The organism is Dyella sp., from assembly GCF_035685805.1.
Lineage (GTDB): Bacteria > Pseudomonadota > Gammaproteobacteria > Xanthomonadales > Rhodanobacteraceae > Dyella_A.
Genome location: NZ_DASSAB010000060.1, coordinates 14422 through 27156, shown reverse-complemented (window position 1 = coordinate 27156; position 12735 = coordinate 14422). Strand labels below are relative to the sequence as shown.

Below are 12735 nucleotides of genomic sequence, written 5' to 3'. Positions count from 1 at the left end.
CCGCTGGAGAGACCCCATGTCCGTCTATCGATCGCTAACGCTCGCCTCTGCTGTCGCACTGCTGGCCGCTTGCGCCACGGTGCCCAAGCCGCTGGAAGGTAACTATGCCGACGTCTCCACGCTGAATGCCCAGCAAGGTGGCGCCGGCGGCACCCACGTGCGCTGGGGTGGCGAAATCATCAAGACCGAACCCGGCCCGCAGGAAACCTGCTTCTACCTGCTCTCGCGTCCGCTGGACTCGCAGGCACGGCCGCGCTCGGGCAGCAGCAACGACGACAACCAGCAGGGCCGGTTCGTCGCCTGCCGCGCCGGGTTCTACGATCCGGAGGTCTTCACCCGCGGCCGCGAGGTGACCGTCACCGGCACCCTGCACGGCATCGTTTCGCAGAAGGTCGGCGACTTCAATTACGCCTATCCGCGCGTCGAGGCCGACGTGGTCTACCTGTGGCCACGCCGGCCGGCGGTGGTGAACTATCCGCCGGGCTTCTACGACCCGTTCTGGGGACCGGGCTTTGGCCCGTGGGGGCCGGGCTACTGGGGCAACCCGTACTGGAACCAGCCGCGCATCATCGTGGTGCCGCGCACCCCGCCACCGCCGCCGAAAAAATAAGTGGCATAAACAACGCCGGCCCTGCGCCGGCGTTTTTCCTTCTGCGCAACCGTTGGCACGGCGCTGCTCAGCCCGGCGGCCAGCCCAGCTTTCGCCCCGCTAGCAGGTGCACGTGCAGGTGGTAGACGGTCTGCCCACCGTGCAGATTGCAGTTGATCACCGTGCGATAGCCGTCGTCGGCGAAACCTTCCTGCTTGGCATAGCGGGCAGCGGCGAGCTGCACCTTGCCCAGCAACTCGGCATCCGCGGCAGTGCCGTCGTTGAGGGTGGCGATCGGCTTCTTGGGGATGAACAGCACGTGCACCGGTGCCTGCGGGTTGAGGTCGCGGAACGCGAGCACGTCGTCGTCCTCGTAGACGATGTCCGCGGGAATCTCGCGCCGGATGATCTTGCCGAAAATGGTGTCGCCCATGTGTCTCGCCCTCTCGTCAAAGCCGCAACAGCATGCCGTGCGCCCCCGGCGCAACCAGCCGGAAACCGAATTTTTCGTACAGACGATACGCCTGGCCGTCGGCAATCAGGCCGACCATTGCTCGTGCCGGCGCGCGCGCATGCACCTGATCCATCAGCGACTGCATGATGCGCTGGCCGAGCCCCTTGCGCTGCCAGGCCGGCGTCACCGCGATATCGACCACGAACAGGAACAGTCCGCCGTCGCCGACGACGCGGCCCATGCCGACCAGTTCGCCCTGATGCCGCAGGCAGGCAGCACACCAACTCGCCGGCAGTCCGGCACGCGCGCCTTCGGGACTCATCGCGCTGAGCCCGGCGGCTGTGCGCAACCCGAGGTATTCGTGCTCGGCTGGTGGCTCCAGCGAGAGCTGCAGGGGGAGGTCATCGCTCACCGGTTCGTGCCGGCCAGGGGTGTGCGAGGTCGCCGCGCGACGGTACCGCTCATTCCAGCGCCTGGCGGCTGCCGAACGCGTGCGCCAGGGTGCCGCGGTCGACGTATTCGAGTTCGCCGCCCAGCGGCACGCCGTGCGCCAGCCGCGTCGGACGCGCGCCACCGGCCCGCGCGAGCTGCGCCAGGTAATGTGACGTGGCCTCGCCCTCCACCGTGGGGCTGGTGGCAATGATCAGCTCCTCGATCTCGCCCTCGGCCAGCCGATCGGTCAGCAGGTGCAGACCCAGCTCGCGCGGTCCCAGGCCGTCCAGCGGCGACAGCCGGCCGAGCAGTACGAAGTATTGGCCGCGGTATCCGGTGGCCTGCTCCACCGCAGCCAGGTCGGTCGGCGACTCGACCACGCACAGCACCTGGCGGTCCCGGCTGGTGCTGGCGCACAGCGCGCAGACTGGCTCTTCGCTGAAATTGCGGCAGCGGCTGCAGTTGCCGATGCGCTGCATCGCCTGCTCCAGCGCGCCGGCCAGCTTCAGGCCCCGCTCGCGCTCGCGCTCCAGCAGGTGGAACGCCATGCGCTGTGCGCTTTTGCCGCCCACGCCGGGCAGGCAGCGCAGCGCCTCGATGAGTTCGGCAAGCAGTGGCGAGGACGAGGACATGGACGGATCAAGGCCTGTGGATGGGACGGGCGGCGCGGCAGATACGTAGCATCAGAGGGAGCGCGCCAGACACGCGCACCCGTCACCTGGGTCTTCAGAACGGCATCTTGAAGCCCGGTGGCAGGTTCATGCCGGCGGTGACGCCGCCCAGGCGATCCTTGCTCACCGCGGCTACCTTGTTCACCGCATCGTTCACGGCGGCGGCAACCAGATCTTCGGCCATCTCCGGGTCATCGGCGAACAGCTTGCGGTCGATCTGCACGCGTCGCACTTCGTGGGCGCCGGTCATCAGCACGGTGACCAGGCCGCCGCCGGCGCTGCCGGTGACTTCCAGCCGGGCGATCTCTTCCTGCGCACGCTTCATGTCTTCCTGCATGCGCTGGGCCTGCTGCATCAACTGGCCGATCTGTCCTCTCATCGCACGTTCTCCGTCGGTTCGTGATCAGCCCTGCACGGGCTTGATGGATTGCGGCACCACGCGGGCGCCAAAGTCGCGCTTGAGCGCCTGCACCAGGGGATCTTCCTCGATCGACTGCACCGCCTGCGCCTGGGCCGCGTCGCGGGCCTCGGCCGCGCGCGCCGCCGGCGTGTGCAGCACTGCTGCGACGTCGCTGGTGAATTTGAGTCGGATCCGTTCGCCCAGCACGTCGCCGATGCGCTCTTCCATCTGGCTCACCATCGGCTCCACCGCCAGGTGCATGTGCGCAGCCTGCAGCACCAGCGTCAGGGTCTGCCCTTCGCGGCTGCGCGGGGCCGCATTCTGGGCCAGCTGGCCCAGCGGACCGCGCAGCGCCGCGCGCTCGACGATGACTGCCCAGTCGGGCAGGCCCTGCGCATCGAGCGGCACGGTGGCCGGCGCGGCGGGCGCGGTAGCCGGGGGCGCGGTGGCCAGCTCCGGCGCCGGCACGGCGACCGCAGCCGGTGACGACTGCCGGGCCCCCGCCGCTTCGGGACGAGCGGGCGCGGCAGCACGCGGAGCCGATGCCGCGGCGCCGGGCGTGGGCGCGGCATGGGATGCCGGAGCGCGAGCGGGTGCCGGGCGTGGCGCAGCGCTGCCGGCCTGCGCAGGTTCGCCGGGGCGGAAGGCGAGCATGCGCAACACCGCCATCTCGAAACCGGTGCGCGCGTCCGGCGCCAGGGTCAGATCGCGTCGCCCGGTGGTGGCAATCTGGTAGTACAGCTGCACGTCCTCTGGCTCGAACTGGGCCGCCAGCGCCTCCAGTTGCTCCGAGCCGCTCTCATCGCCCGCTTCGAGCCGGTAACCCGGCACCAGCTGCATCAACTGGATGCGATGCAGTACCGCAGCGACGTCGTCCAGCACGCCGCCAAAGTCCGGCGAATACGAGGCGATGCGAGCGCATTCGAGCATCAGGGTTTCGCCCTGCCCAGCTGCCAGTGCCTGGAGCAATCCGAATACCTGACCGCGCGCCACGCTACCCAGCATCGCCCGCACGTCGTCGGCCTTGAGTGCACCGCCGCCGTAGGCGATCGCCTGATCCAGCAGCGACAGGCCGTCGCGCAGGGAGCCGTCGGCGCCACGCGCCAGTTCGATGATCGCGGCATCCTCGTAGGCGAGGTTTTCGGCCGCCAGGATGTGCCTCATCTGCCCGGAGATCTGATCCGGCAGCAGGCGCTTGAGGTTGAACTTCAGGCAGCGCGACAGCACGGTCACCGGCAGCTTCTGCGGGTCGGTGGTGGCGAGCAGGAACTTCACGTGCGGCGGCGGCTCTTCCAGCGTCTTCAGCAGCGCGTTGAACGCCGGCTTGGAGAGCATGTGCACCTCGTCCACCAGATACACCTTGAAGCGGCCGCGCGAGGGCGCGTACTGCGCGTTCTCGATCACCTCGCGCACGTCGTCCACGCCGGTGTTGCTGGCCGCGTCGATCTCGAGCAGGTCGACGAAACGTCCTGCGTCCACCGCCGTGCACACCGAGCACTCGCCGCACGGATCGGCCGACTCGCCGCGCTCGCAGTTCAGCGACTTGGCGAAGATGCGCGCGATCGTGGTCTTGCCCACGCCGCGGGTGCCGGTGAACAGGTAGGCGTGATGCATGCGGCCGGTGTCGAGCGCGTTGGTGAGCGCGCGCACCACGTGCTCCTGGCCCACCAGCTCGGCGAACTTGCGGGGGCGCCACTTGCGCGCGAGAACCTGATAGGACATGCGTTAAAGCCTGCTCGAGACGTTCATGCGTCGCCCGGTTGCGGACGACCGGCCCGCGATGCCGTCGCGTTCCGGCACGGCCGACGACCGGAGCGGGCGAAGGGGTGCGTTGGCCGACAGATCTTGGGGCGAATCCCGATTGTGCCAAGTCGACGCGGGCAAGTCAGCCGCGCGGCGTCCGCGGAGGCAGCGTGCGGCCATACCGCACCGACGCGACCGCGGGCCCATGGCGTCCCCGAAAAGGCGGCGGCCCCGCCAGCCACACCCCGGCGCCCGAATCATTCGCTACCGTTGCTTCCTTCCGGACCTGGCGGGGTTTACGAACTATCGTCGCGGGGGGACCGACGGGGCCACCATAGACAGTAAAACCGCTTCGGCCGGACCGCCGAAGCGCATGCTAGAAACTGGCGGAGAGAGAGGGATTCGAACCCTCGATACGGGGTTTAGCCGTATACACACTTTCCAGGCGTGCTCCTTCAACCACTCGGACACCTCTCCGCAAAACTCCGCACCGGATGCGCCAGCGGCTTCGCCGCGTGGCTTCCGGTGACAGGAGCCGGAACGTCGCCGTGCCGGACCCTGCCTGCCGGGTCATCCGCTCCCGGCAAAGAAGCGGAAGGATAGCCGCACGCCCAAGCCGAGACAAGCGCAACCGCGCGGTCAGCCGGCGTCCGCGCGTGGTGGCGAGGGCGGCGCCAGCGCGATCCGATCGCCGGACCGGGCGACCTGGAATCCGCGTGCGGCGAGCGCGTCGCCGTCGGCCGCGCTGCCGTAGTGGTAGAGCACGAGCCTGGCGCGCAGGGCCGCGTCGTACTCGCGTTCGAGATCATCCACGCCGGTGTGCGACGGGTTGCCGACCAGCCCGCAGTCGTGCGCCACGCGTTCGTCGCCCGGCGCATGCACCGCCAGCTGCTCGGGTACCGGACGGGTATCGCCGGTGTAGACGACGCTGCCGCGCAGTGCCACGCCCCACGATGTGCTGGGCCGATGGTGCCGGGTGGCGAACACGTCGAACCAGCATCCGTCCAGCCAGAACCCGCGCGTGCACGGCACCAGCCGGAACGCCTCCCAGAAATTGACGCCGCCCTCGGCCAGCGCGCCGGGGTAGTCGGCCACGCGCATCTGCAGCCAGGGCAGCAGCTCGGCATGCAGGAACAACCGCACGCACCCGCGCCGCTGCGGATCGAACCACAGCTTGAAGAACAGCCGCTCCAGCCCCGCCACGTGATCCATGTGCGTGTGGGTGATGTAGAGCGCCGTGGGCACGTCGCCGTACGCCCGCTGATAACGGTCCAGCGTGTCCGGTCCGCAGTCGATCAGCAGCAGCGGCGCGCCGTCGCGCTCGATCACTGCCGCCGACGACCCCAGCTCCACCGCATGCGCCGCACCGGTACCGAGAAAATGCAGCGCCCAACTCATGCGCCGAAGGTCCGCTCGTAGCCGCGCAGCAGCGGCGCCCACACATCGCGCTCGAATCCATCGCCGTGGCCATCGGCCGCGCCCAGCTTCAACAGCGAGCGCCGCAGGCGCTGCAGGTTCGCCAACCGCCAGCCCGACGCAACCGGGCGGAACCGGCCACGGTCGAAATCGATCAGGTACAGCCCGTCCGGTCCGACCAGCACATTGTGCGCGTTGAGATCCGCGTGCCAGACGCCTTCGCGGTGGAATCGCGCCACCAGTGCACCGACCTCCCCGGCCAGGTCACTGTCGATGCCGGCCATCGTCATGCGCACTGCCAGGGTGTCGCTGCGCAGGATGCGCCGGGTGATCAGGTCCGCGCTGTACCACAGGCCGCGCCGGCGGTAGCGCACCGCCACCGGCTCGGGCACCGGCAGTCCCCGCGTGCAGAGCGCCTGCAGCAGGCGGAATTCGCGGAAACACCGCGTGCGGGCGGCGCCGGTCCAGAGATAGCGATCGCCCATCAGCACGGCGATCGCTCCGCCACGACGGTAATGGCGCAACACGCATTCGCCGGCAGGCGTATCGATCACCGCCACTCCGCCGCGACCGCCCGGCTGCGATTGCAGCACGCCGTGGCGGCGCCAGTGATCGGGATCGAACCAGTCGTGGTCGACTTGTGGCGACACCCCGCGGTCGAACAGAATCACTCCTTCCGCATTCCGGCGGATCTGTTCACGCACGATCGTGCCCGGCCTGTTCGTGGCGTTGTCTGCATTCATGGCCGGGCAAGTCTAGCCCAAGCCACCTCAGCCCAAGCCGGTCCAGCCCACGCCGATGCCCGCTCCCGACTCAATCTGCCTGCTGCGCACGTCCGCCATCGGCGACGTCACCCACGTCGTGCCCCTGGTGCGCACGCTGCAACATGCCTGGCCGCACACCGTGCTCACGTGGATCGTCGGCAAGCTGGAGCGCCGGCTGGTGGGCGACCTGCCGGGCGTGCGTTTCGTCACCTTCGACAAGGACGCCGGGCGTCCCGGCATGCGCGCGGTGCACGCGGAGCTGAAAGGCCAGCGTTTCGACGCCCTGCTGCAGATGCAGGTGGCGCTGCGCTCCAACCTTCTGAGCCTTGGCATCCGCGCCGAGCGGCGCATCGGCTACGACCGCGCCCGTTCGAAGGACCTGCACAGCCTGGTGGTCAACGAGCGCATCCCCGCACGCAGCGGCGAGCACGTGCTCGACGCCATGGGCAGCTTTTGCGAACCACTGGGGCTGAAGCAGACGCAGGTGCGTTGGGACATTCCCGTGCCCGACGCAGACCGCGCCTGGGCGCAGGCGCAGTGGCCGGATGATCTCCCCGTGCTGCTGGTCAGCCCGACCTCCAGCCACGCCTTGCGCAACTGGCGCACCGAGCGTTACGCCGCGGTGATCGATCACGCGCTGGCGCGGCACTGGCGTGTGGCGCTGGTCGGCGGGCCGTCCGCGCAGGAACGTGCCATGGCCGACGCCGTGCTCGCCGCCTGCACCCGAGCGCCACTGGACCTCACCGGCAAGGACACCCTCAAACGCGCGCTGGCGATGTTCGCGCGCGCATCGCTGCTGCTGACCCCCGACTCCGGCCCCATGCACATGGCCAATGCCGTGGGCACTGCCGTGCTGGGCCTGCACGCAGCCAGCAACCCGGATCGCTCGGGCCCCTACTCCGACCGCCGCTGGTGCGTGAACCGGTATGACGACGCGGCGCGGCACTTCCTCGGCAAGCCGGCCAGCGCACTGCCCTGGGGCGCCAAGATCGAAAAGCCTGGCGTGATGGACCTGATCACGGTGGATGACGTGATCGAGCGCTTCGAGGCATTCGCTGCGGCGCGGGGTTTCTGACCACGCTGCCGTCAGCGGAACGGTGACTGTGAATTCGGGGCAGGGAAAGCCCCCGCGCAAGCGGCAACCCACTCCCTGCCGTGCCTCTTGTCACCCACAAGATGCAAGCCTTGCCGATGGGGAAGCGCGCAGCACCCTCCTTCTTCCTCGGCGTCAGTCCCGCGAAGCTAGGATCCATCTGGCCCTGGGCGACACTGTCAACATGGATTCCCGCTTTCGCGGGAATGACGCCCCAGGAGGGCTCGCCTGCCACCCACCGAGGGCCGCTCCACGACAGCGCAGGCGGGCGTCCACGCGAGAGACCGTACCGCCGGGCGCACGCCCACGCTTCGCCCGCTCAAGCGCCGGATCAGGACGCGCGGTAATCCTGGTAGGACTTCTCTTCCACCAGTTGCGAGCCCAGCTTGAGGTTGATCTCGCGCTTCACCGCGGCGCGCTCGTCGTTGCGGAAGTACACCGAGCGGGCCAGTTCGATGAACTCGGCGTCGAAGGCCTGGGCCTTTTCCTTGAGGCGGATGTGGTCCTCGATGTCCCACAGCGCCTGGTTCACCGCCAGCAGGCGGGCGCGCTCGTCGGCGATGTCGGTGTGCGAGGCCGGATGCGCGGCCCAGGTGGCGTTGAGCAGGTCCAGCTCGGTGCGCACGTTGGCCAGCTTGGCTTCGTCGCGGATCTGCTGCGACTTGATCTCCAGGATGGTGATCTTGTCGATCAGCTCGCCGAAGGAAACGGGGGTCTGGATCAGGCTCATCAGGAACTCCGGCAACAGGCGACGCGCTTGGCGCGCCGGGTGATCAGGAAAAAAAAATAACGTCCGCCACTCAGGCCGCGTCGAGCACGGCGCCACGGGCGATCAGCTCGCACACCGTGCGCACGTCGCCGTCCATCGCGCGGTCGCGGTGCATGAAGCTGATGTGCTGGCGCAGGCGATCATGGGCGCGGCGCACCGCGGCGCCGGCGTGGTAATCGCCCACCTCGGCCAGTGCGGCCGTGAGTGCCTTCACCTCCTCGACGAACTGGGCGTGGTGCGGGCTGTCCTCGCGCGGCGCGTTGGTGATCTTGGCGGCCAGCGCGCGCCAGTCGCCGCGGGCGGCCAGGCGGCGGGCGGCGTTGAGCATTTCCTCGCGGTAATCCAGTGCCTGCGCGGCGGTGTAGAGCTCCAGCGCCAGCACGTGGCCGAGGTCCTCGCACATCTCCAGCACGTGGCGCGCCTCGTTCGCGCCCATCGACACGTGGTCCTCGGCGTTGGCGCTCGTCGGCACCGAATACACGCTGGCCGGATGCGCCCGCGTGGCCAGGTCGTTGACCAGCGCGGCGGCGGTGTACTGCACGATCATGAAACCCGAGTCGGTGGCGTCCTCGTTGCCGGTGAGGAAGGCCGGCAGGCCGTCGTTGGTGGCCGGGTCGACGAGCTTGTTGAGGCGGCGCTCGGAGATCGACGCCAGCACCGGGATCGCCGCCTTCACGTAGCTCATCGCCAGCGCCAGCGGCATGCCGTGGAAGTGGCCGGCGGAGATCACCTGCTCCTCGATGAACTGCGCCGCGTCGTTGTCGGGGAAGATCAGCGGGTTGTCGGTGACCGCGTTCAGCTCGATGTCGAACACGCGGCAGGCCTGAGCCCAGGCGTCACGCACCGCGCCGTGCACCTGCGGCATGCAACGCAGGCTGTAGGCGTCCTGCGGCTGGTGCTTCTTGCCGCCCTTGAACGGCAGGAAGCGGCTGTAGAACGCCTCGCGACCGTGGCGCTGGTTGGCCGGCACCCACTCCCAGCCGATGTCGAAGCTGAGCGCCTGATCCTCCGGCGTGCTCCACGCATCGGCAGCCCACTGCCGGAAGCGCGGCACCAGGTGATACGGAATGTCGACCAGGGTCGAGCCTTCCAGCAGCGCGCGCACGCGGGCGGCGGTCTCGACCTGACCCGGATGCGGGCGCAGCGCGTGCACCTCCTCGCGCAGCGCGCCGCTGCGACCGGCGAAGGCGTCCAGGGTCATCGCGGCAGCGAGGTCGGCGGTGTCGAGCAGGCGCTCCAGCGTGTCCAGCGCCAGCGCGCCAGTGGCCAGCATCTGTGCGGTGCCGTTGTTCAGCGCCAGGCCTTCCTTGAACGACAGGCGGATCGGTTCCAGCCCGGCGCGCTTCAGCGCCTCGGCGCCCGGCATGCGCTCGCCCCGATAGAACGCCTCGCCGCCGCCCAGCAGCACGATCGCCAGGTGCGACAGCGGCGCGAGATCGCCACTGGCGCCGACCGAACCCTTCTCCGGCACCACCGGCACGATGCCCGCGTTGAGCATGGCGGTGAGCGCCTGAAGCGTGGACACGCGAATGCCGGAGTGCCCGCGCATCAACGTGTTGATGCGGATCACCAGCATCGCCCGCACCACGTCCTCGGCGAACGGCTTACCCACGCATACGGCGTGGGTGATGATCAGGTTGTGCTGCAGCTCGTCCAGCAACGTGCCTTCCGGCTGGTGCGGGTTGCCGCCCGGCAGTTCGTCACGCAGGCGATGGGCGCCCAGAAGCTTGTCGGCATTGGAGCCGAAGCCGGTGGTGACGCCGTAGGTCGGCTCGCCGCAGCTCACCTTCTCGGCGAGGAAGTCCGCCGCGCGCTGCACGCGGGCGAGCTGGCCGGAATCCAGCTGCACCGACGCGCCGCCGCGGGCGACGGCGACCAGCTGCTTGCGGGTGAGACTGCTGCCGTCCAGGGTGATGGTGTGGCTCACGTAAGGCTCCGACGAATTGTTTGTTGCATGGCGCCCGCAGACGCCAGGGTGGTGGCACCTAACGGGAATGATGCCCTCAGTCCAACAGGTCACTCCACAGGTCACGCCAGCCTGCGTTGGTAGATTCGATCAGCTCCAGCTTCCAGGCGCGGTTCCACTTCTTGAGCTGCTTTTCGCGGGCGATGGCGGTGGGAAAGTCTGGATGATGTTCAAACCAGACCAGATGCTTGATGCCGTAGCGATGGGTAAACCCTTCGACCACGCCGTCGCGGTGCTGCCAAACCCGTTGCCTGAGATCGCCGGTCACGCCGATGTACAGGGTGCCGCGTTCGCCGCTGGCCATGATGTAAACGGCCGGTTGTTTGGGAGGCATCCATGTCTCCTGACGTTGTGTTCAATCATGTAAGACAGGCTGCGCTGTTTTCGGGGGGGCGATACCGATCGCCCCACCCCTCTCCGCCGTCATTCCCGCGAAAGCGGGAATCCATTTTGCTCTTCCCGCACAGGGCCACAATGGATTCCCGCTTTCGCGGGAATGACGGCAATGAAGATTCAGCAATGGTTAGGCTCACAGCCCCAGACGGCGGCCCGAAGCAGTGCTTCACTCACCCCATCACCGCCGCCTGCTCCAGCTCCACCCGCAGCGTCTTGATCAGCTCGCTGCGCGCCACTTCGAACTGATCCTCGCGGCGCAGGTCCTTCACCGTCACCACGCCCTTGGCCAGCTCGTCCTCGCCCAGCACCAGCACGAAGCGGATACCGGCGCGGTCGGCGTACTTGAACTGTTTGCCGAGCTTGCCCGCCTCCAGCACCACCTCGGTGGCGATGCCGGCGCTGCGCAGCTCGTTGGCGACCGCCAGGTAGGCCGGCAGCTGCGCCTCGTCCATCTGGGTCACCAGCACGTCCACCGTGCTTTGTGCCGTATTGACCAGACCGGCGTCGCGCAGCTGCCAGTAAAGCCGGGTCAGGCCGATCGAGATGCCCACGCCGGGCAGCTTCGACTTGGTGTACTGGCTGGCCAGGTTCTCGTAACGGCCGCCGGAGCACACCGAGCCGATCTGCGGGTGGTCGTTGAGCGTGGTCTCGTAGACGGTGCCGGTGTAGTAATCGAGGCCGCGGGCAATCGAGAGATTGAGCGCGTAGTGCGTTTCCGGCACGCCGAAGGCGTGGATCAGGCCCAGCACTTCCTTCAGTTCGGCGCGGCCCAGCTCCATCGCCTCCGGGCCTTCGCCCAGCGCGTCGAGCTTGTCCAGCGCGTCCTTGAGCGAGGTGGAACGCACCTGCACGAAGGCGAGAATCTGGTTGGCCACCTCGGCACTCAGCCCGAACGCTTCGCCGGTGAGCGTGTCGCGCACGTAGTCGGCGCCGCGCTTGTCCAGCTTGTCCACCTCGCGCAGCACCAGCATCTGCTGCTCGGCGTCGGCGATGCCGAGCTTCTCGAAGTAGCCGCGCATCAGCTTGCGGTTGTTGAGCTGGATGGTGAACGCGCCCACGTTGAGCTCGCGGAACACGCTGTAGATCACCGCCGGCACCTCGGCGTCGTAGCGCACCGACAGGCTGTCCTTGCCGATCACGTCGATGTCGCACTGGTAGAACTCGCGGAAGCGGCCGCGCTGGGCACGCTCGCCGCGGTACACGCGCTGCATCTGGTAGCGGCGAAACGGGAAGCTGAGGTCGCGCTCGTGCTCGGCCACGTAGCGGGCCAGCGGCACGGTGAGGTCGAAGCGCAGCGCCAATTCCGGCACGCCCTCGGCGTCCTTCTCCGCATTGAGCGCGCCAGTCGACTGCACGAAGTACACCTGGCGCTCGGTCTCGCCGCCGGTCTTGGTCAACAGCACGTCGGAATACTCGATCACCGGCGTCTCGATCGGCAGGAAGCCGAAGCGCTCGTAGTTGCGGCGGATCACGTCGAGCATGCGCTGGAACGCGATCTGGTCGAGCGGCAGCAGCTCGAGCACGCCGGGCATGGTGCGGGCCGGGGTAAGCGCCATGGAATCCTCTGCTTTGCGGTGACGGAAAGCCGTGAACGGCAGCCCGCAAGATTAGCAGATGACCGCCACACCTCCCCGCGCCATGGGCACTCGCGACACCCTGCCCCCTGTTGCCAAGACCGGGGGGCATCGCTAGAATGCGCGGCTCCCACGGGGTGTAGCTCAGCCTGGTAGAGCGCTACGTTCGGGACGTAGAAGTCGCAGGTTCGAATCCTGTCTCCCCGACCAAAAATTCGACGAAGAAGCCGGCCTCGCGCCGGCTTTTTTTGTGTCCGTCGCTCGGCTCTGGGCCGATCGCCCCCGGTCGATTGGTCTCGGAGTCGATCGATCGCGTACGGGACTGGAACGAGCCGGCGAGCCGTCGCCTCGATCGTGCGCGCGCAACGCGCCCGGCGAGCCCGATGTCCACTCCACCGCGGGGTAACGCAGGGCGATCATCGTCGCCGCCCGACACCGGCCGCTTCGTTTCTGGACCCCTTGCGCATA

General features: G+C 68.4%; 13 protein-coding genes, 2 tRNA genes and 1 other RNA gene. 3 read left to right on the top strand and 13 right to left on the bottom strand.

Annotated features, from left to right (window positions below):
- The first annotated feature begins 16 nt into the window (after positions 1-16).
- On the top strand, positions 17-610 hold the full coding sequence (locus VFG40_RS16965) for a Slp family lipoprotein (RefSeq protein ID WP_324899713.1): 594 nt from the start codon (positions 17-19) through the stop codon (positions 608-610).
- A gap of 67 nt (positions 611-677) precedes the next feature.
- On the opposite strand, the gene VFG40_RS16960 is transcribed toward VFG40_RS16965, so the two are convergent.
- The 9 genes from VFG40_RS16960 to VFG40_RS16920 form a co-directional block, all read right to left on the bottom strand.
- Positions 678-1022, bottom strand: coding sequence for a histidine triad nucleotide-binding protein (locus VFG40_RS16960; RefSeq protein WP_324899711.1), 345 nt, complete (start codon positions 1020-1022; stop codon positions 678-680).
- A 16-nt stretch (positions 1023-1038) separates the two neighbouring features.
- Complete coding sequence (locus VFG40_RS16955) at positions 1039-1455, bottom strand: GNAT family N-acetyltransferase (protein ID WP_324899709.1); 417 nt, start codon at positions 1453-1455, stop codon at positions 1039-1041.
- 49 nt (positions 1456-1504) lie between these two features.
- Positions 1505-2107 (bottom strand): recombination mediator RecR, encoded by a 603-nt coding sequence (recR, locus tag VFG40_RS16950; protein ID WP_324899707.1) that lies wholly within the window; start codon positions 2105-2107, stop codon positions 1505-1507.
- 94 nt (positions 2108-2201) lie between these two features.
- On the bottom strand, positions 2202-2525 hold the full coding sequence (locus VFG40_RS16945) for a YbaB/EbfC family nucleoid-associated protein (RefSeq protein ID WP_324899705.1): 324 nt from the start codon (positions 2523-2525) through the stop codon (positions 2202-2204).
- 24 nt (positions 2526-2549) lie between these two features.
- Entirely contained in the window at positions 2550-4268 is a 1719-nt protein-coding gene (gene dnaX / locus VFG40_RS16940; protein WP_324899702.1) for a DNA polymerase III subunit gamma/tau, read from the bottom strand.
- A gap of 250 nt (positions 4269-4518) precedes the next feature.
- Positions 4519-4615, bottom strand: an RNA gene (gene ffs / locus VFG40_RS16935) — signal recognition particle sRNA small type.
- Positions 4616-4673: 58 nt separating this feature from the next.
- Positions 4674-4766, bottom strand: a tRNA-Ser gene (locus VFG40_RS16930).
- A 162-nt stretch (positions 4767-4928) separates the two neighbouring features.
- A complete protein-coding gene (locus VFG40_RS16925; RefSeq protein ID WP_324899700.1) occupies positions 4929-5687 on the bottom strand; it encodes an MBL fold metallo-hydrolase in 759 nt (252 codons plus the stop codon).
- Positions 5684-6448, bottom strand: coding sequence for a 3-deoxy-D-manno-octulosonic acid kinase (locus VFG40_RS16920; protein ID WP_324899699.1), 765 nt, complete (start codon positions 6446-6448; stop codon positions 5684-5686). Before VFG40_RS16920 ends, VFG40_RS16925 begins: the two co-directional genes overlap by 4 nt.
- A 55-nt stretch (positions 6449-6503) precedes the next feature.
- Between VFG40_RS16920 and VFG40_RS16915 the strand changes: the two genes are divergently transcribed.
- Positions 6504-7544: a glycosyltransferase family 9 protein gene (locus VFG40_RS16915; RefSeq protein WP_324899697.1), complete on the top strand. Its 1041-nt coding sequence runs from the start codon at positions 6504-6506 to the stop codon at positions 7542-7544.
- 349 nt (positions 7545-7893) lie between these two features.
- Here VFG40_RS16915 and VFG40_RS16910 read toward each other — a convergent pair whose 3' ends face one another.
- From VFG40_RS16910 to hisS, 4 genes are all read right to left on the bottom strand, one after another.
- On the bottom strand, positions 7894-8292 hold the full coding sequence (locus tag VFG40_RS16910; RefSeq protein ID WP_324899695.1) for a DUF6165 family protein: 399 nt from the start codon (positions 8290-8292) through the stop codon (positions 7894-7896).
- A gap of 70 nt (positions 8293-8362) precedes the next feature.
- Positions 8363-10258 carry an HAL/PAL/TAL family ammonia-lyase gene (locus VFG40_RS16905; RefSeq protein WP_324899693.1) on the bottom strand — a complete coding sequence of 632 codons (1896 nt, stop codon included), beginning with the start codon at positions 10256-10258 and terminating at the stop codon, positions 8363-8365.
- Positions 10259-10334: 76 nt separating this feature from the next.
- Positions 10335-10631, bottom strand: a complete 297-nt coding sequence (locus VFG40_RS16900; protein WP_324899690.1) for a GIY-YIG nuclease family protein — start codon at positions 10629-10631, stop codon at positions 10335-10337.
- A gap of 232 nt (positions 10632-10863) precedes the next feature.
- Complete coding sequence (gene hisS / locus VFG40_RS16895) at positions 10864-12249, bottom strand: histidine--tRNA ligase (protein ID WP_324899688.1); 1386 nt, start codon at positions 12247-12249, stop codon at positions 10864-10866.
- 151 nt (positions 12250-12400) lie between these two features.
- Between hisS and VFG40_RS16890 the strand changes: the two genes are divergently transcribed.
- Positions 12401-12477: transfer RNA gene (locus tag VFG40_RS16890), tRNA-Pro, on the top strand.
- Positions 12478-12735 lie beyond the last annotated feature (258 nt).

Coding starts and splice junctions, on each gene's coding strand:
- VFG40_RS16965 (WP_324899713.1), top strand. CDS start 17: ATGTCCGTCTATCGATCGCTAACGCTCGCCTCTGCTGTCGCACTGCTG.
- VFG40_RS16960 (WP_324899711.1), bottom strand. CDS start 1,022: ATGGGCGACACCATTTTCGGCAAGATCATCCGGCGCGAGATTCCCGCG.
- recR (WP_324899707.1), bottom strand. CDS start 2,107: ATGTCCTCGTCCTCGCCACTGCTTGCCGAACTCATCGAGGCGCTGCGC.
- VFG40_RS16945 (WP_324899705.1), bottom strand. CDS start 2,525: ATGAGAGGACAGATCGGCCAGTTGATGCAGCAGGCCCAGCGCATGCAG.
- dnaX (WP_324899702.1), bottom strand. CDS start 4,268: ATGTCCTATCAGGTTCTCGCGCGCAAGTGGCGCCCCCGCAAGTTCGCC.
- VFG40_RS16925 (WP_324899700.1), bottom strand. CDS start 5,687: ATGAGTTGGGCGCTGCATTTTCTCGGTACCGGTGCGGCGCATGCGGTG.
- VFG40_RS16920 (WP_324899699.1), bottom strand. CDS start 6,448: ATGAATGCAGACAACGCCACGAACAGGCCGGGCACGATCGTGCGTGAA.
- VFG40_RS16915 (WP_324899697.1), top strand. CDS start 6,504: ATGCCCGCTCCCGACTCAATCTGCCTGCTGCGCACGTCCGCCATCGGC.
- VFG40_RS16910 (WP_324899695.1), bottom strand. CDS start 8,292: ATGAGCCTGATCCAGACCCCCGTTTCCTTCGGCGAGCTGATCGACAAG.
- VFG40_RS16900 (WP_324899690.1), bottom strand. CDS start 10,631: ATGCCTCCCAAACAACCGGCCGTTTACATCATGGCCAGCGGCGAACGC.
- hisS (WP_324899688.1), bottom strand. CDS start 12,249: ATGGCGCTTACCCCGGCCCGCACCATGCCCGGCGTGCTCGAGCTGCTG.